Origin of the sequence: Massilia sp. Root351 (genome assembly GCF_001425045.1) — a bacterium.
Classification (GTDB): Bacteria; Pseudomonadota; Gammaproteobacteria; order Burkholderiales; family Burkholderiaceae_D; genus Rugamonas.
The window spans coordinates 89,309-110,468 of the sequence record NZ_LMDJ01000033.1; the positions used below are offsets into that span (position 1 = coordinate 89,309).

Genomic DNA, 21,160 nt, shown 5'->3' on the forward strand with positions numbered 1-21,160 from the left:
TAAATGGACTTTAACTTTACAACCGTTTTGTTCTACGTGTTCTCCGCCATCCTGGTGCTGGCGTCGATCCGCGTAATCACGGCCCCGAACCCGGTTCAGGCCGCGCTGTTCCTGGTGCTGGCCTTCTTCCAGGCCGCAGGCATCTGGATGCTGCTGAAAGCTGAGTTCCTCTCCATCGTGCTGGTGCTGGTGTATGTCGGCGCCGTGATGGTGCTGTTCCTGTTCGTGGTGATGATGCTGGACATCCACGTGGCCAAGCTGCGCGAAGGCTTCTGGGGCTACCTGCCGATCGCCGGCGTGATCGGCGGCATCATCGTGCTGGAAATGGCGTCGGTGATCTGGCGTTCGTTCGGCATCAACGGCGCAGCCGCGCCGGAGGCGGCCGGCACCATCGGCTCGACCAAGGCGCTGGGCATGCTGATCTACACCGAGTACATCTACGCCTTCGAGATCGCCGCAGCCGTGCTGCTGGTGGCCATCATCGCCGCCGTGGCGCTGACCCTGCGCAAGCGCAAGGACATCAAGTACTTCGATCCTGCCGACGCCGTGCGCGTCAAGCGCAACGACCGCCTGCGCATCGTGAAGATGGACGCGGTGTCGACCCGCAACGCGCCGGACGCACCCGCAGCAGCTGCAACGAATGAAGCACCGAAGGAGGCTAAATGACTTTATCCCTGGCTCACTACCTGGTCCTGGGCGCGATCCTGTTCGCGATCTCGATCGTTGGTATTTTCCTGAACCGCAAGAACATCATCGTTCTGCTGATGGCCATCGAACTGATGCTGCTGGCAGTGAACATGAACTTCATCGCCTTCTCCCACTACCTGGGCGACGCGGCCGGTCAGATCTTCGTCTTCTTCATTTTGACCGTGGCGGCTGCCGAATCGGCAATCGGCCTGGCGATCCTGGTGGTGATGTTCCGCAACCTGGACACCATCAACGTGGAAGACCTGGACAGCCTCAAAGGCTGAGTTAATCACCTCGAATAATAAACATTAAGGTTCATCATGACGGGGCTTAACCCTAACCTCCTTTTGGCTGTACCGCTGGCTCCGCTGGCGGGCTCAGCTATCGCCGGTTTGCTCGGCACTAAGTTCTTCGGCAACGTCGTTGGCCGGAAAGTGGCAACCGCCGCGACCATCCTGGGCGTGCTGATTGCTTTCATTATCTCCTTCCAGACGCTGCTGGCGATGCTGGACGGCGCACCGGTGTACAACGCCGACGTGTACCGCTGGATGACCGTGGCCGGCGTGAAGCTGGCTGTCGGCTTCCAGATCGACACCCTGACGGCCATGATGATGAACGTGGTGACCTTCGTGTCGCTGATGGTTCACATCTACACCATCGGCTACATGAAGGACGACGAAGGCTATAACCGCTTCTTCTCCTACATTTCGCTGTTCACGTTCTCGATGCTGATGCTGGTCATGTCCAACAACTTCCTGCAGCTGTTCTTCGGCTGGGAAGCGGTGGGCCTGGTTTCCTACCTGCTGATCGGTTTCTGGTACACCCGTCCAACCGCGATCTTCGCCAACATGAAGGCCTTCCTGGTCAACCGCGTGGGCGACTTCGGCTTCATCCTGGGCATCGGCCTGCTGCTGGCCTACGCCGGTTCCATGGACTACCAGGAAGTGTTCGCCAAGAAGGACGCGCTGGCCGCCATGACGCTGCCGGGCACCGACTGGATGCTGCTGACCGTGGCCTGTATCTGCCTGTTCATCGGCGCCATGGGTAAATCGGCCCAGTTCCCGCTGCACGTGTGGCTGCCGGACTCGATGGAAGGTCCAACCCCGATCTCCGCGCTGATCCACGCCGCCACCATGGTGACCGCAGGCATCTTCATGGTGACCCGCATGTCGCCGCTGTTCGAGCTGTCCGACACCGCGCTGTCCTTCGTGCTGGTGATCGGTTCGATCACCGCGCTGTTCATGGGCTTCCTGGGCATCATCCAGAACGACATCAAGCGCGTGGTGGCTTACTCCACGCTGTCGCAGCTGGGCTACATGACCGTGGCGCTGGGCGCTTCGGCCTATTCGGTGGCTGTGTTCCACCTGATGACGCACGCGTTCTTCAAGGCACTGCTGTTCCTGGGCGCCGGTTCGGTCATCATCGGCATGCACCACGACCAGGACATCCGCAACATGGGCGGCCTGCGCAAATACATGCCGATCACCTGGATCACCTCGCTGCTGGGCTCCCTGGCGCTGATCGGCACGCCGCTGTTCTCGGGCTTCTACTCGAAGGATTCGATCATCGAGGCCGTGCACGAGACCCATATCTGGGGTGCGGGCTTCGCGAACTTCGCCGTGCTGGCTGGCGTGTTCGTGACCGCGTTCTACTCGTTCCGCATGTACTTCCTGGTGTTCCACGGCGAAGAGCGATTCGGCAAGGCCCACGCGCACGATGCGCACGATGACCATGCCCACGACAAGCATGCCGCTCCGGCGCATGACTCGGACGCGCACCACGAGGAAGAGGAAGACGATCACGGCCACCACGGCCTGGCCCCGGGCGAGAAACCGCACGAGTCGCCATTCGTGGTCTGGTTCCCGCTGGTGATGCTGGCCATTCCGTCGGTCCTGATCGGCTACTTCACCATCGCGCCTATGCTGCATGGCGACTTCTTCAAGGGCGTCATCACCATCGGTGAAAACCACGAAGCGATGAAGATCCTGGGCGAAGAGTTCCACGGCCCGATGGCCATGGCGCTGCACTCGCTGACTTCGCTGCCGCTGTGGCTGGCGATCGCCGGTGTCGCCACCGCGTACTACTGCTACATGGTGAACCCACGTGTACCGGCATGGTTCTACGCCAAGTTCAAGGCGCTGCACACCCTGCTGGACAACAAGTACTACATGGACAAGTTCAACCAGGCAGTGTTTGCCGGCGGCGCGCGTGTGCTGGGCAACGGCCTGTGGCAAGTGGGCGACCGTACCCTGATCGACGGCCTGGTAGTGAACGGCAGTGCCAAAGTGGTGGCGTGGTTCTCCTCGCTGACCCGCCTGGCGCAGACCGGCTACATCTACCACTATGCGTTCGTGATGATCCTGGGCATTGTCGGTTTCCTGGTCTACTTCCTGCCGTTTTGGCACGCTTAACAGCTGACACGCAAAGAGAAAAAAGATGCAGTCAACAATGAATAATCTTACTCCCTACCTGAGCCTCTCGATCTGGCTGCCGATACTGGCAGGCTTGATCGTGCTGGCCATCGGCCGCGACTCGCGCGCCGGCCTGGTGCGCGTGCTGGCCCTGATCGGTTCCATCGTCTCGCTGCTGCCGACGCTGCCGCTGATTTCGCACTTCGACAACGCCGCCCACGGCATGCAGTTTGTCGAACGCTCGCCGTGGATCGAACGCTTCAACATCTTCTACGCCTTGGGCGTGGATGGCCTGTCGCTGTGGTTCGTGCCGCTGACCGCCTTCATCACCATCATCGTGGTGATCTCGGCCTGGGAGGTGATCCAGGAGCGCGTGGCGCAGTACATGGGCGCCTTCCTGATCCTGTCGGGCCTGATGATCGGCGTCTTCACCGCCACCGACGGCCTGCTGTTCTACTTCTTCTTCGAAGCCACGCTGATCCCGATGTACATCATCATCGGCGTGTGGGGCGGCGCGAACCGCATTTACGCGTCGTTCAAGTTCTTCCTGTACACCTTCTTCGGCTCGCTGCTGACCTTGGTGGCCATCATCTACCTGTACAACAAGACCGGCAGCTTCAACATCCTCGACTGGCACGTGGCCAAGCTGACGATGAAAGAGCAGGTCCTGATCTTCTTCGCCTTCTTCATGGCCTTCGCCGTGAAAGTGCCGATGTTCCCGGTCCACACCTGGCTGCCTGACGTCCACGTGGAAGCGCCGACCGGCGGTTCCGCCGTGCTGGCCGCCATCATGCTGAAGCTGGGCGCCTACGGTTTCCTGCGTTTCTCGCTGCCTATCGTGCCGGACGCTTCGCGTGAACTGGCCTGGTTCGTGATCGGCCTGTCGCTGATCGCCGTGCTGTACATCGGCCTGGTGGCCCTGGTGCAGAAGGACATGAAAAAGCTGGTCGCTTACTCGTCGATCGCCCACATGGGCTTCGTCACGCTGGGCTTCTTCATGTTCAACGACATGTCGGTGCAGGGCGGTATCGTGCAGATGATTTCGCACGGTTTCATCTCCGGCGCCATGTTCCTGTGCATCGGCGTGCTGTATGACCGCGCCCACTCGCGCAACATCGCCGACTACGGCGGCGTGGTGAACAAGATGCCGAAATTCGCAGCCTTCTTCATCCTGTTCTCGATGGCCAACTGCGGCCTGCCTGCGACCTCCGGTTTCGTCGGCGAGTTCATGGTGATCCTGGGCGCGGTGCAGTTCAACTTCGTGACCGGCATCGTGGCCGCCTCGGCCCTGATCTGGGGCGCGGCGTACTCGCTGTGGATGGCCAAGCGCGTGATCTTCGGCAAAGTGACCAACCACCACGTGGCCGAACTGACCGACATCAACGGCCGCGAGTTCTTCATGCTGGGCGTGCTGGCGATCGCGGTACTGTGGATGGGCCTGTATCCTGCGCCGTTCACCGACACGATGCAAACCTCGGTTGCCGACCTGCTCAAGCATGTCGCGCAGACCAAGCTGCCATAAGAAATAACGGGAAAGCTCTACATGAATCCAATTAATCAGGCCACCGACGTGGCCACCCACGTGGCCACATTGACGCCGCTGTACGCCGAGATCTTCCTGCTGGTGGCTGCCTCGGCCATCCTGCTGATCGACATGTTCCTCGGCGAAAGCAAGCGCGTGATCACCTACGTGCTGTCGCTGCTGACCCTGGCCGGCTGCGCGATGTTCTCGTTTGCCGACTTCAACGCCGGCACCACGGTGTACGCGTTCAACGACATGTTCATCTCCGATCCGATGGCGAACCTGCTGAAGATCGCGTCGTACATTGCCGTGGCGCTGACCTTGATCTACTCGCGCCAGTACGCGCACCAGCGCGGCATGCTGGGCGGTGAACTGGGCGGCGAATTCTATGTGCTGGCGCTGTTCGCACTGCTGGGCCAGATGGTCATGATCTCGGGTAACAACTTCCTGTCGATCTACCTGGGCCTGGAACTGATGTCGCTGTCGCTGTACGCCCTGGTGGCGCTGCGCCGCGATCACGCGCAGTCGACCGAAGCGGCGATGAAGTACTTCATCCTGGGCGCGCTGGCATCCGGCTTCCTGCTGTATGGCATCTCGATGCTGTACGGCGCCACCGGCTCGCTGGAACTGACCGAAGTGGCCACCAAGGCTGCCAGCGGCACCGTCAAGCCTGCCATCCTGGTGTTCGGCCTGGTGTTCGTGGTTGCCGGCCTGGCCTTCAAGCTGGGCGCCGTGCCGTTCCACATGTGGGTACCGGACGTGTACCAGGGTTCGCCGACGCCGGTGACGCTGCTGCTGGGCGCCGCGCCCAAGCTGGCCACCTTCGCGATCTGCGTGCGCCTGCTGGTGGAAGGCCTGCTGCCGATGGCCAACGACTGGCAGCAGATGCTGATGATCTTGGCCGTGCTGTCGCTGGGCATCGGCAACCTGACGGCCATCGCGCAAACCAACCTGAAGCGCATGCTGGCGTACTCGACCATCGCGCAAATGGGTTTCGTGCTGCTGGGCCTGCTGGCCGGCGTGGTGGGCGTGGACAAGAGCAATACCGCCGCCGCCTACAGCGCCGCGATGTACTACTCCATCGTCTACGTGCTGACCACGCTGGGCAGCTTCGGCCTGATCATGGTGCTGTCGCGCGTGGGCTTCGAAGCCGACGAACTGAACGACTTCAAGGGCCTGAGCAAGCGCTCCCCTTGGTACGCGATGATCATGTCGATCCTGATGTTCTCGCTGGCCGGCGTACCGCCGCTGGTGGGCTTCGCCGCCAAGTTCTCGGTGCTGCAAGCCGTGCTGAGCACCGGCGCGCTGTGGCTGACCGTGCTGGCCGTGATGTTCTCGCTGATCGGCGCGTTCTACTACCTGCGCGTGGTCAAGGTCATGTGGTTCGACGAACCGGCAGACACCGCGCCGCTGGCCGTGAACGCGGACACCAGCATCGTGCTGGGCCTGAACGCGCTGGCCGTGGTGGCAATGGGCATGATTCCGGGCCCGCTGCTGGACGCCTGCCTGAAGGCCATGAAAACTACCTTGGCGGTGTAAATGGATATTGGCGCCTCCAGCTGGCTGGTCATCATGCTCGCGCTTGCGGGCGCCAACCTGCCGTTCTTCAACGACAAGGTATTCGCTGTCATCCCGGTCAAGGCCGCGCTCACTTCCGGCGCGCCGTCGGCCACCCGGCGCGCCGGCAACACCGTGCACAAGACCTTCCTGGTGCGCCTGGTGGAGCTGGCGGTGCTGTACTTCCTGGTGGGCGGCGTGGCCGTCCTGCTGGAAGGCCGCATCGGCACCGTGTTCCCGCAATCGTGGGAGTTCTACGCCATTTCCGCCTGCCTGTTCATCGTGCTGGCCTTCCCCGGCTTCGTGCTGCGCTACCTGTACAAGCCCCGTCACTGATACACTGCGGTTTCTGTCTCAGCAAGAGGAGGGCGCATGGATGCGCACCTGAAAGAAACCAAGATCGACGGCGGCATGGTCTATGACGGCCACTTCCTGAAAGTCCACAAAGACCGCGTTGCGCTGCCGGATGGCAAGCCCACCGGCCGCGAGTACATCAAGCACCCCGGCGCGGTGGTCATCATCCCGCTGCTCGACGACGGCCGCGTGCTGCTCGAGCGCCAGTACCGCTATCCGCTCGACCGCGTATTCATCGAACTGCCCGCAGGGAAGAAGGATCCCGGCGAGTCCGCGCTGGACGGCGCCAGGCGCGAACTGGAAGAAGAAACCGGCTACACCGCCAGCGACTGGCAATTCGTCTGCACCATCCACAACGCTATCGCCTATTCGGACGAGCACCTGGACATCTTCCTGGCGCGCGGGCTGACGGCAGGCCCGCCCAAGCTGGACGAGGGCGAGTTCGTGGAGACCTTCACCGCCACCGTCGAGCAGGTGCTGGACTGGGTGCGCAGCGGCGAAATCACCGACGTGAAGACCATCATCGGCGCGTTCTGGGCGGAAAAGATACTGGCCGGGGTCTGGCAGCCGGGCTGAACGCGATGAAGACAGTGTGGCGCCGGGTTGGACTGTGGCTTGTGCTGAGCTTGCTTGTCGCGGTGGCCGGAACGGCGTCCGCGGCGGGCGCCGGCCGCACGCCGTTCCAGATCCGCTGCGAAGACAGCATCAACAAGTCAGTCTCGATCCTGACCGCACAGCAGAACGGCTACAGCGTGGACAACCATTTGTCCTACCGCACGCTGACCACCATGAAGGGGGCGGCGCGGGCCAATACCTATGTGCTGGGCCTGACCAAGACCGAGTCGCGGGTGGCGATTTCCTCCGATGGCGCCATGCTCACCGATCCGGTCACGGGCTACGAGTGCGTCTCGCCGCAAGTGACCGTCAAGCTGAGTTACGCGCCGGTGCTGATCTACGTCAGCAGCGAATTCCCGCCGGGCACTTGCGGCTACAAGGAAATCCTGGAACACGAGTTCCGCCACATGAAGGCGTATATGGACCACCTGCCCAAGGTGGAGCGCACGGTGCGCGCGGCGCTGGCCAACCGCTACGGCGGCAAGCCGCTGTACGCGCCGGGCGGCACCGCCCGGGTGGCGCTGGCGCGCGAGATCGACACCGGCTGGCTGCCCTATATCAAGGCCGAAATGGGCAAAGTGGAGGCCGTGCAGGCGCTGATCGACGCGCCCGCCGAATACCTGCGCCTGAGCAAGGCGTGCAATGGCGAGATCCAGGCCGTGCTGAACAAGAGCCGTGGCCGCCGATAACGAGAAAAAATGACAACTACACCAAGATATTTCGCGCTGGTCCCGGCGGCGGGCGTCGGCTCCCGCATGGCGGCGGCCAGCCCCAAGCAATATTTGCCCATCAACGGCAAGCCCATGCTGCGCCACACGGTGGACGCCTTCCTGGCCAGCCCGCTGATCGCGCACAGCTTCGTGGTGGTGAGCGAGGGCGACGGCTACGTGGATGAGGTGCTGACGGACGCGGCCGGGCTGGCCGGCGGCGGCGTGACGGTGCTGCGCTGCGGCGGCGCGACCCGCATGGAGAGCATCCTGAACGGCCTGCGCGCCGTGCGCGGGCAGGTCGGCGACGCCGACCTGGTGCTGGTGCACGACGCGGCCCGGCCGGGCCTGACGCCGGCGCTGATTGCCAGACTGATCACGCAAGCGGGCGCCAATCCGGCTGGCGGCCTGCTGGCGCTGCCGGTGGTCGATACCGTCAAGACCACCAGGTCCGGCGCCACCGCCACCATCCCGCGCGAGGGCATGTGGCTGGCGCAAACCCCGCAAATGTTCAGCTATGAACTGCTGCTGCGCGCCTTGGCCAGCGCCGCCGACCCCAACGCCATCACCGACGACGCCAGCGCCGTCGAGCTTCTCGGGTTGTCGCCGCAACTGGTGGAAGGCCATCCAAGGAACCTGAAAGTGACTTTACCCAGCGACATCCGCATCGCGGAAATGTATCTGGCGCATCCAGAAAAGGAAGAAAACCAATGACCATACACCTCCCATTCCGCATTGGCCAGGGCTATGATTGCCACCGCCTGGTGGAAGGCCGCAAACTGATATTGGGTGGAGTGGATATTCCCCACCATCTCGGCCTGCTTGGCCATTCGGACGCCGACGCATTACTGCACGCCATCACCGATGCCATATTGGGCGCCGCAGCGCTGGGCGATATCGGCAAGCATTTTCCTGACACCGACCCTGAATTCAAAGGCGCCGATTCGCGCGCCTTGCTGCGCGAAGCGGTCAAGCGGGTCAAGGCGAGCGGCTATGATGTCGGCAATATCGACGCCACGATTATCGCCCAGCGCCCCAAAATGGCGCCCCATATTCCGGCGATGGTGGAAAATATTGCGGAAGATTTGGGCGTGTCGCCTGGGCAGGTGAATATCAAGGCCAAGACCAATGAAAAGATGGGTTATCTCGGTCGCGAGGAGGGCATTAATGCCGATGCGGTCGCATTGCTGATCCGTTCCTGATTTTCTGATTTTATCTCGCGCACCAGCTCCCGTTTTTTCTGTTTTAATGTTGCTCATGTGCGCGGGACCGCCTCTGGATGCTCGTCATCCAGAATAGTTTCTCCATCCCGCATACAACCCATCCTCGTCCATTCCGTAAAGCGATTCTCGTCGTAGCCGCTCCCCGACCTTGTACAAGTTTTGGCATTTTGTCGTACGTCCGGCGCTGGCGCCTTGCGTTTGCCCATTCGCACAGGCCGAATATGCCAAGTATTGGCTTGAACGCGCTGAAAGTGGGCATGAGTCCACCTTGCAGCCGGCAGTGGCGGGCGTTTGCGGGCATAATATGGCTGGTCTATTTCAAGGAAGAGCGATGGCGCGCGATATTTATGCTTATCGGGATGTGGCGGTGGAGTCTTGCTGGCGGGACGGACAGGTGAAAATATGCCCGGTGCCGGGGCAGGCGTATTCGCATTCCCTGCTGGTGCATTGCGCCCGCGCCATGAGCGATACCGATGTTTATCCGCTGGGAACCCGCTTCCTGGTATCCGCAAAATTAACGGACAGGCTGGGCGGCACGCCTTTTCTGTATGTTTATCACGGCGATCCGGTTGCCGTCCTGTCGCCCAAAGAATGCAAGACTTTCCTTGCGAAATTCATTCGCGGCCGCATCTAAATGCCCAGGGAGGCGTCATGATTAAATTGCGTGAAATCGACCATATTGTGCTGCGCGTGGTGGACCTGGATAATATGGTCCGGTTTTATACCGGCGTGCTGGGCTGTACTATGGAAAAGCGGCAGGAAGCCATCGGATTAATCCAGCTACGCGCAGGAAGTTCGCTGGTCGATCTGGTGCCAGTGGACGGTAAATTAGGCAGGATGGGCGGCGCCGCGCCTGGAAAAGAAGGGCGCAATGTGGATCATTTCTGCTTCCGCGTGGAAGATTTTGACGAAGCCGCTATTCTGGCCGATTTGAAAGCGGCCGGCGTGGAAGCCGGACCGGCTGAATCGCGCTATGGCGCGGAAGGAGAAGGGCCGTCGATTTATATCAACGACCCGGAAGGCAATACCGTGGAATTGAAAGGGCCGGCCTGGACTTGAATGCAGCCAGCGGCCGGCCCGGGTTTTATTCGTCCTCGTCCAGTTCGGCTTTGACCGAGCGCGAGCGCGCCGTGTCGGCCTGGGCTTTCAGCTTGGCTGCTTCGGCCATGAAGTCGCTGACCGGATGGTCGGGGCTCTGGCGCACCACGGGCGGCAGCAGCACCGACATGTAGAGCTCGTCCGCCAGCCGGCCCGAATTCTGCAGATTGCTCGCCAGGATCAAACCCGACCCCAGTGCCATCAGCACCATGCAGCCCTTCATCAGCGGCTTGGGATGGCGCGGCTTGATGGTGCGCATGTGGAAGAAGATCACCCCGCAGATGATGGCCAAGGTGACAAGATTGCCGTAGCGGGTGAGGAATTCCAGCGACCACGCGTAGGCCAGCACATTGCTCACCACGCGCCACGCGCCGGCCGTCACCAGGCCCGCGCCCAGGATGAACAGGTGGCGCCCCATGCGGGCATGGCCGCCGAACAGGCGGTTGGCCAGCGCCCACAGGCCGCTCCACACCAGCCCGCCGGCGATGCCGGAGGCGATCAGCAGCAGGTAGCGTATGGTCTGGAACGATTGCGACTCGGCATCCACCAGTGCCGCCTCGGCGCCAATGAACAGCGCGATCAGCGCCACGCCGGCCAGCGCCGGGGCGCCTCCTTCCCAGGCGTGCATGGTGGTGTCGGCCACTTCCGGCGGCACCGGAAAGCCGGCGTCGCGCACGCGCAGCCGGGTATGGCCCAGCCTTACCACCGTGGTACCGTTGAGCGGCACGCTGAGCTGGCGCTTGCCGAGGTGGATCACGCCGTTCTGGGTTCCCAGGTCGTGCAGCACCAGATGGCCGTTGTCGTCCGCCTCCACCACCGCGTGGCGCTCGGCCGTATGGGCATCGTCCAGGATGAAATCGTTGTGGTAGCCACGGCCGATGTGAATCGGCAGGTGCTCGATGCGCTGGCGCTGCAGCACGTCGCCGTTGGCGGCCAGTACCTCGATGAAATAAGGAGGCGTCATTTGACCGCCCCGCGCGACAGCGCTTCAAGGAAAGCCTGGGTGGCGCGCAGGCCGTTTTCGTAAGACACGCCGCGCGCGTCCATGCGGCTTTGCAGGTTCATCAAGCCTTCGTCGGTGCTGGCGCTCAGCAGGGCGAAATCGTACAGGCCGGCAAACTTGCGGTAGGCGCGCACGCACAGGACGGCGCGCAGCGGCAGATTCTTGTTCTTGACGAACATTTCCGTGCATTGGGGCGCGGTCAGGTGCTGGTCCTTGTGGCCGCCGAAGCCTTCATTCTCGAAGGAAGCGCTGGAGAGCTGGGCGAAGCGCAGCGCGTCCAGCCCGGTGCTGCGCATGAACTGGTGGCGGATGCCGATGGCGCCGGTCTGCAGGGTGCCGGACACGAAGATGGCCGATTCCATCGAGCAATTGGTGATATCGACCGTGTAGGGCTTGTTGGCCTTTACGTTTGAGCGGCCCCAGCAGCGCATCTGCTCGGATTCGCGCACCGGCACCATGTAGGGGCCCATGGCTTTCAAGGTCATCGGCGTGGCCAGCAGCTGGTCCACCATGGCTTTCTGGTGCTGCAGCAGTTGCTCGACCACCACCGGGGTGAAGTTGCGCGGCGGCGCCTTGTCCTGGGGGATCTTTTTCAGCAGGTCCTGGGCGAAGCGGGCCGGCACCAGGAAGCTCACCAGTTCGCCGTCCAGGCGCTTCGATACGTTCACGCCGGCGATGTCGCCGTCCACCGTCACACTGGGACCGCCGCTCATGCCCGAGTTGATCGGGCCGGTAAACATCAGCTGGTCGTAGAAGCTGCGCGCGATAACGCCGTTGTACGAGCCCTCCGAAATGGCAAAGCCGAGGTCGAGCGGATTGCCCAGCGAGTACAGATACTGTCCCTGGCTCAGGCGCGCCAGCTGCTCGGGCATCTTGAACACGCCGGTACCGTTGCGGTTTACGCGCACTACGGCCAGATCGTGCAGCACGTCCACCGCCAGCAGTTCCACGTTGCCGCGCTGGCCGCCGGTGTCCACCCATTCGCCGGTGTAGTTGTCCGGGTCCAGCGCGAACTGCGATACCACGTGGTAGTTGGTGACGACCAGGTTGCTGTTACCGACCAGGAAGCCGGAGCCCACCGACGACTGGGTGCGGCCGCTTTTCAGCAGCGAACGCACCTGCAGCAGGTCGGCCTTGGCGCTGGAATAGAGTTTTTGCGCCGCGCTGGACGGCGGCGGCAGGGGCGCACCCGCGTCGGAGGCGCCTGGCGCCGGCGCAGCCTGGCCGGGCTGGTTTTGCGGCGCCGGTGCGGCCGGGGCGCCGGGAACGGGCCGGGCCGCAACAGCGGGAAATGGGGGAGATGCCTGCGGCGGCGCTGCGGCCTGCGGGGCCGCCAGCGCCTGGGCGCAGCCCCAAGTCATGGTCAATACGGTGGCAAGACGGGTAAGTTTCATGCAATCCTTGGACTTGGGACGGGAGGGGCTAGCGCTTACAGTTCGCCGTCCTCGGCTGCCGCTGGCGGCGGGGTCATCATGTGGCCCAGCTTGGCGGCCTTCGTGTTCAGGTAATTCTGATTGAATTTGTTGCGGTTGACCAGCAGCGGCACCCGTTCGGCCACCGGGATGCCGAGCGCTTCCATGGCGGCGATCTTGCGCGGGTTGTTGGTCATCAGGCGCAGGCTTTGCACGCCGAACTGCTTGAGCATGGGTTCCACCAGCGCATAGTTGCGCTGGTCGGCCTTGAAGCCGAGCTGTTCGTTCGCCTGCACCGTGTCGGCGCCGGCTTCCTGCAGGCGGTAGGCGCGCATCTTGTTGATCAGGCCGATGCCACGGCCTTCCTGGCGCAGGTACAGCACCACGCCGCGGCCTTCGGCCGCCACTTTCTTCAGCGCGCCTTCCAGCTGGGCGCCGCAGTCGCAGCGCTGGGAGAACAGCACGTCGCCAGTCAGGCATTCCGAATGCACGCGCGCCAGCACCGGCGCGCCGTCGCCGATGTCGCCCAACACCATGGCCAGGTGCTCCTTGCCCGTGGCGTGCTCGACAAACGCGTGCAGCGTGAACTGCGCCCACGGCGTTGGCAGCGCGCAGGAGGTCACGTAATCGAGTTCTTCTTTCACTGGTGCTTCGGCGGCGGACTGCATGGTTGTGCTCTTCTGTCAGGTGTATCAGGTGCTTATAAGTAAAAAAGGCACGCCGAACCGCGTTGCGGATCGTGCGTGCCCTGCCATCATAGCAAAAATTACGCTACAGCTATGTTAGGCCCTCCTATCCCATTTTCAATATGGCAAATCAAATACCAGCACTTCAGCTGCTTCGGCGCGTGCCAGGGTGAGCAGTTGCTCTTCCGTCACCTTCAGCGCATCGCCGCCTTTCAGCTCCACGCCGTTTACCGACACGCTGCCACGGATCACGTGGACGTAGGCGGTGCGGCCCGGGGCCAGCGTGTGCTGCACGGCGTCGGCGCCGTTCAGGATGGTGGCGTAGATTGCCGCATCCTGGTGGATCAGCACCGAACCGTCGCGGCCGTCACTTGAGGCGACCAGGCGCAGCTGGCCCACTTTGCTGTCGGGAGCGAAGTGCTTTTCCTCGTAGCTGGGCGCAATCCCGGTCACATTGGGCTGGATCCAGATCTGCAGGAAGTGCACGCCATTCGTTTCCGAATGGTTGAACTCGCTATGCCGCACCCCGGTGCCGGCGCTCATGCGCTGCACGTCGCCGTATTTCAGCACCGAACCGTTGCCCATGCTGTCCTTGTGCGCCAGTTCGCCTTCCAGCACGTAGGAAATGATCTCCATGTCGCGGTGGCCATGGGTGCCGAAGCCCTGCGCCGGAGTCACCTTGTCTTCGTTGATGACCAGCAGCGGGCCGAAGCCGGTGTGTTTCGGGTCATGGTAGTGGCCGAAGGAGAAGGTGTGGCGCGAATTGAGCCAGCCATGGTTAGCCAGACCGCGTTCTTCGCTTTTACGTACTTGCAACATGGTGAACTCCGTTTCTTTTTTCAGGTTATGTGCAATAAATTCGATGGCTTTTTAACTTGTGCCTTGAATTCGCTGCATCGATAGGTCAAAGTATAGACCTGTGCTTCCGTTTCAAAAAACGGAAAATTTATGGACCTATGATCGAAAAAATCGAATGCTTAGACTGAGCCTGGAAGCCTTGCAAATCGTGGACGCCATCGACCGGCGCGGTTCCTTTTCCGCCGCCGGCAAGGAATTGCACCGCGTGCCGTCCACCATTTCCTATACCGTCGGCAAGCTGGAGGACGATCTCGGCGTACAGGTGTTCGAGCGCAACGGCCCGCGCGTGGAGCTGACCCGCGCCGGCCGCGAGCTGCTGAAGGAGGGCCGCTACCTGCTGAAGGCGGCGCTGGACCTGGAGCACCGCGTGCGGCGCGTGGCCTCCGGCTGGGAAACCGAACTGGCGCTGGGCATCGATTCCATGTTCTCGGCGGTGGCGCTGGACCCGGACGTGCGCGCCTTCTACGAGGTGGCCCAGCAAACCCGGCTGCGCATCGCGCAGGAGGCGCTGTCGGGCACCTGGGAGGCGCTGCTGGACCGGCGGGTGGACGTGCTGGTGGGCGCGCCCGGCGACGGGCCGGCCGGCGGTGGCTACGTGTCGCACCCGATGGGCAGCATCAGGTTCGTGTTCGCGGTGGCGCCCAGCCATCCGCTGGCCCAGGTGGAAGGCAAGCTGGGCCGCAACGAGTTGCAGCACCACCGCGCCATCGTCATGTCGGACTCGGCGCGCCAGATGGCGCCGCGCACCGTAGGCCTGCTGCTGGGCCAGGACACGCTGACCGTGCCCACCATGCATGCCAAGTTCCAGTACCAGGTCGCCGGCCTGGGCTTCGGCTTCCTGCCCGAGCCTTGCGCGCGCAAGGCCATCGCCGAAGGCAAGCTGGTGGAGAAGGACGTGGAAGAACCGAAGCCGGACGAGACCTTCTACCTGGCCTGGCGCACGGGCGAGGAGGGCGCCGCGCTGAGCTGGTGGGTCAAGCGCATGCGCCAGCCGGGCATGTTCGACCACCTGTGCCGCTTTCTGTCGAGCTGACCGGGGTAGTGATGTGCGCAACGCTGGCGGCAGCTTTGTTGACCTGTGCCAATACTTTCGGGGTAACATAATGAAATCATTCAAGGCCCAGCCACCTGTTTGCCCGGAACCCAGCCATGACCGTATTGACTGACGCACCTCCCGTCTTCCTGCATTTGCTGGCCGACCGCAACGGCAAGCCGGCCGGTATGGTGCTCGGCGGCGGCCGCGCCGCGTTGCCGGACGAGCAACTGCGGGTGCTGGCCGGCCAGTTCCCCTGTTTCATCCGCGCCGGCCTGGACCATGCGCAGGCCTGGCTGGAGGCCGGCTGGCTGCCGCTGCCCAGCCAGCTGGTGCGGGCCGACACGGTGTTCGACAAGGCGGCGCTGCCGGCGGGCATGGTGCTGATTGAAGGCGACTGGCCGCTGGCGCCGCCGCCCAAGGCGGTCGGCGCGCAGGCCGCGTCGCGCGCGCTGGCGCTGCAGCTGGTGCAGCTGGTCAGCAATGACGGCGATACCCATGAAATCGAGGCCTTGCTGCGGCGCGATCCGACCCTGTCCTACCATCTGCTCAAGCTGGTCAACTCGCTGGGCATGGGCAGCAGCCGCCGCGTCAGCAGTTTTGCGCAGGCGATCCTGATCCTGGGGCGCCAGCAGTTGCGGCGCTGGCTGAACCTGATGCTGTTCTCGGCACGCGAAGGCGACCTGCGCTCGTCCATGCTGCTGGCCAAGGTGGCGGTGCGGGCGCACGCGCTGGAACTGCTGGCGCGCAGCACCGGCCTGGGCAAGGCGCAGCAGGAGCAGGCTTTTATGGTCGGCATGTTCTCGCTGCTGGGCGTGCTGTTCGGCATGCCGCTGGCCGAGGTGCTGGCGCCGCTGACCATCGGCGACGCGGCGCAGCAGGCCCTGCTCGACAGGCAGGGCGAGCTGGGCGAACTGCTGGCGCTGGTGGAGGCGGCCGAACGGGGCGACTTCGCCGCCGTGGCAGGCCGGCTGGAGGCGCTGCAGCTGGACGGGGCCGAGTTCAACCGCGTAGTGGCCGATGCGCATCTGTGGATGCTGAGCGTGGCCACCGACAAGGCAGGCAGCGGCCATGCTTGACGCGGCGATCGCGCGTTGCCTGGCGCTGAGCCAGGCGGCCCGGACGCAACAGGGCGCCGCCCTGGCGGCAACGCTGGCCGAACTGGATGCCGCGCTGGCGGCCGTGGCCGAGGCGCGTGCCGCCGAGCTGGTCCGGGCCGGCGCTGCGGCCGCCGAGCAGAACATCGAACAGGATGGCGACGCGGCGGCCATGCTCGAGCTGGACCTGGCCGGCTACATCACCGCCTGGAACCGGGGCGCCGAGCGCCTGTTCGGCTACCGGGAGCAGGAGGCGCTGGGCCAGAACATCCTGTTCCTGTACACCGAGGACGACGACGGCGCGCTGGCCGAGCTGCTCTACGAGCAGGACGGCGGCACGGCCGAAGTGCGCCGGCGCCGCAAGTCCGGCGAGGTGATCTGGGTGCAGCTGGCGCTGTCGTTGCTGCAGGACGAACTGGGCGAGGCCCAGGGCATGCGGGTGCGCATGGCGCACGTGAGCGAGCCGCTGTCGGACTTCGACAAGATCAGCCTGCACGCGCGCATCATCGAGGACAGCGAGCAGGGCGTGCTGATCACCGACGCCAGGGAACGCATAGTCTCGATCAACAGCGCCTTTACCCGCATCACCGGCTACACGCCGGGCGAATCGCTGGGCAAGACGCCCGACCTGTTGCGCTCCGGGGTGCACGACGCCGAGTTCCGCGCCAAGGTGCGTGCGGCCATGGCGGGCAACGGTCCGTGGCGCGGCGAGATCGTGGGCCGGCGCAAGAACGGCGAACTGTTCCCGCAGTCGGTCACCATCAGCGCGGTGCGCGACAGCAGCGGCAAGATCAGCCACACCTTCTCCCTGTTCTCGGACATCAGCGTGCACAAGGACGCCGAGGCGCGCATGCAGCGCATGGCCAACTACGACACCCTGACCGGCCTGCCCAACCAGTGCCTGCTGACCCAGCTGATGACGCAGGCGCTCACCGAGGCGCGCCGCAGCAACGAGCACGGCGCCTTGCTGGTGGTGGAGATCGGCCGCCTGGGCGCCATCAGCGACACGCTGGGCCACGACGTCGGCAACCAGCTGCTGGGCGCGATCGGCAAGCTGTTCCGCGCCGTGCTGCGCGACCCCGACATCCTGGCGCGGCTGGACGGCAACCGTTTCGGCGTCGCGCTGCTGCACATCGAAAAGCGCGAGCACGCCGCCATCGTGGCGCAGAAACTGGTTGCCGCGCTGGCCGCGCCCATCCAGCTGGGCAGCCACAGTCTGCAGGTGGGAGCCAGCATCGGCATCGCGGTCTACCCCGAGGACGGGCTGGAAACCGGCGCGCTGATACGCCACGCCGACGTGGCCACCTCCAAGGCCGCGCAGGCCGAGTCGGCCTTCCTGTTCTACAGCGAGGAAATGAACCAGCGCGCCAAGGAGCACCTGCGCATCGAGAGCGAGCTGCGCCAGGCGCTGCTGCACGACGAGCTGCAGCTGTACTACCAGCCCAAGGTGAGCTTGCGCAGCGGCCGCATCGTCGGCGCCGAAGCCTTGCTGCGCTGGCGCCATCCGCTGCGCGGCCTGGTGTCGCCGGGCGTGTTCATCCCGGTGGCCGAGGAGACCGGGCTGATACAGGAGGTCGGCAACTGGGTGCTGGAGGAGGCCTGCCGCCAGGTGCGCGCATGGAAGGACGCCAACCTGATCATGCCGCCCATCGCGGTCAACCTGTCGGCGCGCCAGTTCGACCGGGGCCTGCCGGCGCGCATGGCGGACGTGCTGCGGCGGCACCAGGTGCATCCCGAGCAGATCATGCTGGAGATCACTGAAAGCCTGCTGGTGCGCGGCGCCGAGAACGTGGTGGCCATCATGAACGAGCTGGTGGCCATGGGCCTGGCGCTGGCGCTGGACGACTTCGGCACCGGCTATTCCAGCCTGGCTTACCTGAAGAAATTCCCCATCAGCACCTTGAAGATCGACCGCTCCTTCGTGGTCGGCCTGCCGTACGAGGAGAACGATTGCGCCATCGCGCGCGCCATCGTCACCATGGCGCAGCAGCTGCGCCAGGAGATCGTGGCCGAGGGCGTGGAGACGGCCGAGCAGATGCGTTTCCTGCGCGAGCTGGGCTGCGACCAGCTGCAAGGCTACCTGTTCAGCCAGCCAGTGCCGGCCGACGATTTCGAACGCATGCTGCGCGAAGGCAAACGGCTGGCGTTCGGGGCGCGCTAAGGCCGGGCTGGCCGGCCCGCCGGTGCGCGCGGCGGGGCTCAATCGAGGCGGATCTTTTCAATCAGGAAATCGAGCATCACGCGCACGCGCGGCGGCAGTTGCTTGCCGGGGCCGAGGAAGACCGCGTGCACCGCTTCCAGGTCGGCCGGGTTGTATTCCTCCAGCACCGGCACCAGCCGCCCGGCGGCGATGTCGTGCTTGGTGTGCATGCGCGATAGCCGCACCAGGCCGACCCCGGCCAGCGCCAGGTGGCGCATGCTTTCGCCGTCGCCCAGCAGGGCGTTGCCTTCCGGGCGCAGTTGCAGCATGCCGCCTTTGCCGTCCAGGAAGGGCCATAGCGGCACCTGGCGCCGGAAGTTGAAACCCAGCAGGTTGTGGCGCGCCAGGTCGTCCGGCGTTTGCGGCGTGCCGTGTTTTGCCAGGTAGGCCGGCGAGGCCAGCACCACCATGCGGCCTTCGCCCAGCTTGCGCGCCACCAGGTTCGATTCCTTCAGCTTGCCGGCGCGTATCGCGATGTCGGTGCGGTCTTCCAGCAGGTCCACCACGGTGTCGGTGCCGGCCACGTCCACCGTGATGTCCGGGTAGCGCTCCAGGAACTCGGGCAGGATGGGCAGCAGATACAGCATGGCGAACGGCACGAAGCAGTTGATGCGCAGCCGGCCGCGCGGGGCGCCGGTGGAAGACGCTTCGCGTTCGGCGCTGTCCATGTCTTCCAGGATGCGCGCGCACTGGCTGTAGAAGGCCGCGCCTTCCGGCGTGGTCCGCAGCTGGCGCGTGGAGCGGTGCAGCAGCCGCGTGCCGAGCCGCGCTTCCAGCCGTGAGATGAGCTTGCTCACCGCAGACGGCGTCATCTTCAAGCGCTGCGCGGCGGCGGTAAAGCCGCCGGCGTCCACCACATCGACGAAGACCGCCATTTCCGCTGCGCGGTTGATATCCTGCCGGGCCATGAGTGAATCCATTTCATAAGTGTTTGGCTTTGTGGCAGTCTATATCATCAGTGAGCCGGGTTCTACAATGGATGGAATTAATTCACTGATGGAGTATTCCATGAAAAAGATGCATCCCGGCGTGCTGTCGCTCTCGGTGGGCGCGTTCGCCATCGGCGTGACGGAGTTCATCGTGGTGGGCGTGCTGCCCGCCATTTCGGCGGACCTGAAGGTGCCGCTCGATTCGGCCGGCGCGCTGGTCAGCCTGTACGCGCTGGCGCTGGCCCTGGGGACGCCGCTGGCGGTGCTGGGCCTGTCGCGCTACCCGCGCAAGGCGGTGCTGGCGGGGCTGATGGCGGTGTTCCTGCTGGGTAACCTGCTGGCGGCGTTTTCCACCAGCTACGGCGTGCTGCTGGCCGGGCGCATCATCACGGCGGTGGCGCACGGCGCCTTCTTCGGCATCGGCGCCACGGTGGCGGCTTCGCTGGCGCCCAAGGGGCAGGCGGGCAGGGCGATTTCCGTGATGTTCGGCGGGCTGACCCTGGCCATGGTGCTGGGCGTGCCGCTGGGCAGTTTCCTGGGCAATTTGATGGGCTGGCGCCTGCCGTTCTTCGCGGTGGCCGGCATGGCGCTGGCGGGCTTGCTGGCCATGTTGCGCTGGCTGCCTTCCGGCATGGCGCAAGCCAGCAGCGGCAAGGCCTCGACGCAGCTGGCCGCGCTGGGCGACCGCCACATCCTCACCATGATGGCGGTGACCACGCTGGGCTTCGGCAGCATTTTCGCCGCCTTCACCTACATCACGCCTATCCTGACCGATATCGCCGGCTTCTCGGCCACCACCGCCAGCGCCATGCTGGTCGTGTTCGGCGCGGCCACTTTCGCCGGCAATATGGCGGGCGGCTACCTGAGCAGCCACATGGGCTGGCAGCGTTCGCTGCGCATGCTGCTGGTGCTGCTGGCCGTGACGCAAGCCGGCCTGGCGCTGTCGGTGCACACGCCCTGGGCGCTGGTGCCGCTGCTGTTCCTGTGGGGTTTGTTCTCCTTCGGCCTGTCGCCCGGCCTGCAGGCCGGCATGCTGGCCACGGCCGAGCATTACACGCCGCAGGCGGTGGACTTTGCCTCCGGCCTGAACATCTCGGCCTTCAACTTCGGCATCTCGCTCGGCTCCTCGCTGGGCGGCCTGATGGTGGCGCGCAGCCTGATGGGCGCCACGCCATGGGCCGGGGTGGCCATTTCGCTGGCGGCGCTGCTGCCGCTGGCGTGGCTGGCGCGGCGTACTGTCGGCGCGCCCGCGGTGGCCGGAAGCAGTGCGGCGGCCGCGCACTGACCGGGCTATACTTTTTCCCACATCGCTTTGCAGGGAGGACGGCATGTGGGATCTTGAACGCTTTGTGACGGCGCAGGAGCCGGTCTACGAGACGGTGCTGGCCGAGCTGCATGCCGGGCACAAACGCAGCCACTGGATGTGGTTCATCTTTCCCCAGCTGGCCGGGCTGGGGCGCAGCGAGATGGCGCACCGCTACGCCCTGTCGGGGCTGGCCGAAACGCGGGCTTACCTGGACCACCCGCTGCTGGGCGGGCGGCTGCGCGAGTGCTGCGCGCTGGTGCTGGCGGCGGGGCAGGGCGTGTCGGCGCACGATATCTTCGGCGCGCCGGACGACATCAAATTCCGCTCCTGCGTGACGCTGTTTGCCGAGGCCGCGCCCGCCGAGCACCTGTTCACGGCCTGCCTGAAGCGCTTTTTCGGCGGCGAGCCCGATCCGGAGACGCTGTCGCTGCTGTAATATCGCGTGATCCGCAACGACAATGG

Annotated in this window: 22 protein-coding genes; 17 read left to right on the forward strand and 5 right to left on the reverse strand. The window is 64.4% G+C overall.

What is annotated here, in order from left to right:
• Positions 1–3 precede the first annotated feature (3 nt).
• The 12 genes from ASD15_RS25385 (at position 4) to ASD15_RS25440 (ending at position 10,135) form a co-directional block, all read left to right on the forward strand.
• Complete coding sequence (locus ASD15_RS25385; RefSeq protein ID WP_057157826.1) at positions 4–666, forward strand: NADH-quinone oxidoreductase subunit J; 663 nt, start codon at positions 4–6, stop codon at positions 664–666.
• Positions 663–971: an NADH-quinone oxidoreductase subunit NuoK gene (nuoK, locus tag ASD15_RS25390; protein WP_008450334.1), complete on the forward strand. Its 309-nt coding sequence runs from the start codon at positions 663–665 to the stop codon at positions 969–971. Before ASD15_RS25385 ends, nuoK begins: the two co-directional genes overlap by 4 nt.
• A gap of 36 nt (positions 972–1,007) precedes the next feature.
• Positions 1,008–3,098: an NADH-quinone oxidoreductase subunit L gene (gene nuoL, locus ASD15_RS25395; RefSeq protein ID WP_057157827.1), complete on the forward strand. Its 2,091-nt coding sequence runs from the start codon at positions 1,008–1,010 to the stop codon at positions 3,096–3,098.
• A 37-nt stretch (positions 3,099–3,135) separates the two neighbouring features.
• The gene (locus ASD15_RS25400) at positions 3,136–4,620 is read left to right on the forward strand and encodes an NADH-quinone oxidoreductase subunit M (protein WP_229418332.1); all 1,485 of its coding nucleotides are present in this window, start codon (positions 3,136–3,138) and stop codon (positions 4,618–4,620) included.
• A 21-nt stretch (positions 4,621–4,641) separates the two neighbouring features.
• Positions 4,642–6,159 (forward strand): NADH-quinone oxidoreductase subunit NuoN, encoded by a 1,518-nt coding sequence (nuoN, locus tag ASD15_RS25405; protein ID WP_057157829.1) that lies wholly within the window; start codon positions 4,642–4,644, stop codon positions 6,157–6,159.
• Positions 6,160–6,513 (forward strand): DUF2818 family protein, encoded by a 354-nt coding sequence (locus ASD15_RS25410; protein WP_057157830.1) that lies wholly within the window; start codon positions 6,160–6,162, stop codon positions 6,511–6,513.
• 36 nt (positions 6,514–6,549) lie between these two features.
• Positions 6,550–7,107: an NUDIX domain-containing protein gene (locus ASD15_RS25415; RefSeq protein WP_057157831.1), complete on the forward strand. Its 558-nt coding sequence runs from the start codon at positions 6,550–6,552 to the stop codon at positions 7,105–7,107.
• A gap of 41 nt (positions 7,108–7,148) precedes the next feature.
• Positions 7,149–7,835: a hypothetical protein gene (locus ASD15_RS25420; protein ID WP_082552145.1), complete on the forward strand. Its 687-nt coding sequence runs from the start codon at positions 7,149–7,151 to the stop codon at positions 7,833–7,835.
• 9 nt (positions 7,836–7,844) lie between these two features.
• Positions 7,845–8,567: a 2-C-methyl-D-erythritol 4-phosphate cytidylyltransferase gene (gene ispD, locus ASD15_RS25425; RefSeq protein ID WP_057157833.1), complete on the forward strand. Its 723-nt coding sequence runs from the start codon at positions 7,845–7,847 to the stop codon at positions 8,565–8,567.
• On the forward strand, positions 8,564–9,055 hold the full coding sequence (gene ispF / locus ASD15_RS25430; protein ID WP_057157834.1) for a 2-C-methyl-D-erythritol 2,4-cyclodiphosphate synthase: 492 nt from the start codon (positions 8,564–8,566) through the stop codon (positions 9,053–9,055). The genes ispD and ispF overlap by 4 nt, the downstream gene beginning before the upstream one ends.
• A gap of 352 nt (positions 9,056–9,407) precedes the next feature.
• Positions 9,408–9,710, forward strand: a complete 303-nt coding sequence (locus ASD15_RS25435; RefSeq protein WP_057157835.1) for a hypothetical protein — start codon at positions 9,408–9,410, stop codon at positions 9,708–9,710.
• A 17-nt stretch (positions 9,711–9,727) separates the two neighbouring features.
• Positions 9,728–10,135 (forward strand): VOC family protein, encoded by a 408-nt coding sequence (locus ASD15_RS25440; RefSeq protein WP_057157836.1) that lies wholly within the window; start codon positions 9,728–9,730, stop codon positions 10,133–10,135.
• 25 nt (positions 10,136–10,160) lie between these two features.
• Here ASD15_RS25440 and ASD15_RS25445 read toward each other — a convergent pair whose 3' ends face one another.
• From ASD15_RS25445 to ASD15_RS25460, 4 genes are all read right to left on the reverse strand, one after another.
• Positions 10,161–11,138 (reverse strand): FHA domain-containing protein, encoded by a 978-nt coding sequence (locus tag ASD15_RS25445; protein WP_057157837.1) that lies wholly within the window; start codon positions 11,136–11,138, stop codon positions 10,161–10,163.
• Positions 11,135–12,571, reverse strand: coding sequence for a serine protease (locus ASD15_RS25450; RefSeq protein ID WP_057157838.1), 1,437 nt, complete (start codon positions 12,569–12,571; stop codon positions 11,135–11,137). The genes ASD15_RS25445 and ASD15_RS25450 overlap by 4 nt, the downstream gene beginning before the upstream one ends.
• A 35-nt stretch (positions 12,572–12,606) precedes the next feature.
• Complete coding sequence (gene ribA, locus ASD15_RS25455; RefSeq protein ID WP_056397224.1) at positions 12,607–13,257, reverse strand: GTP cyclohydrolase II; 651 nt, start codon at positions 13,255–13,257, stop codon at positions 12,607–12,609.
• 135 nt (positions 13,258–13,392) lie between these two features.
• Positions 13,393–14,094: a pirin family protein gene (locus tag ASD15_RS25460; RefSeq protein ID WP_057157839.1), complete on the reverse strand. Its 702-nt coding sequence runs from the start codon at positions 14,092–14,094 to the stop codon at positions 13,393–13,395.
• Between the two features lie 154 nt (positions 14,095–14,248).
• Between ASD15_RS25460 and ASD15_RS25465 the strand changes: the two genes are divergently transcribed.
• The 3 genes from ASD15_RS25465 to ASD15_RS25475 all read left to right on the forward strand — a co-directional run bounded on the left by ASD15_RS25465 (position 14,249) and on the right by ASD15_RS25475 (position 18,424).
• Positions 14,249–15,166 (forward strand): LysR substrate-binding domain-containing protein, encoded by a 918-nt coding sequence (locus ASD15_RS25465; protein ID WP_057157840.1) that lies wholly within the window; start codon positions 14,249–14,251, stop codon positions 15,164–15,166.
• Between the two features lie 116 nt (positions 15,167–15,282).
• On the forward strand, positions 15,283–16,245 hold the full coding sequence (locus tag ASD15_RS25470; protein WP_057157841.1) for an EAL and HDOD domain-containing protein: 963 nt from the start codon (positions 15,283–15,285) through the stop codon (positions 16,243–16,245).
• Positions 16,238–18,424 (forward strand): bifunctional diguanylate cyclase/phosphodiesterase, encoded by a 2,187-nt coding sequence (locus tag ASD15_RS25475; protein WP_057157842.1) that lies wholly within the window; start codon positions 16,238–16,240, stop codon positions 18,422–18,424. The genes ASD15_RS25470 and ASD15_RS25475 overlap by 8 nt, the downstream gene beginning before the upstream one ends.
• A 38-nt stretch (positions 18,425–18,462) precedes the next feature.
• On the opposite strand, the gene ASD15_RS25480 is transcribed toward ASD15_RS25475, so the two are convergent.
• Positions 18,463–19,371, reverse strand: coding sequence for a LysR family transcriptional regulator (locus ASD15_RS25480; protein ID WP_057157843.1), 909 nt, complete (start codon positions 19,369–19,371; stop codon positions 18,463–18,465).
• A gap of 100 nt (positions 19,372–19,471) precedes the next feature.
• Between ASD15_RS25480 and ASD15_RS25485 the strand changes: the two genes are divergently transcribed.
• Positions 19,472–20,677 carry an MFS transporter gene (locus ASD15_RS25485; RefSeq protein WP_200954082.1) on the forward strand — a complete coding sequence of 402 codons (1,206 nt, stop codon included), beginning with the start codon at positions 19,472–19,474 and terminating at the stop codon, positions 20,675–20,677.
• 43 nt (positions 20,678–20,720) lie between these two features.
• Positions 20,721–21,134, forward strand: coding sequence for a DUF1810 domain-containing protein (locus ASD15_RS25490; protein ID WP_057157845.1), 414 nt, complete (start codon positions 20,721–20,723; stop codon positions 21,132–21,134).
• Positions 21,135–21,160: the final 26 nt, after the last annotated feature.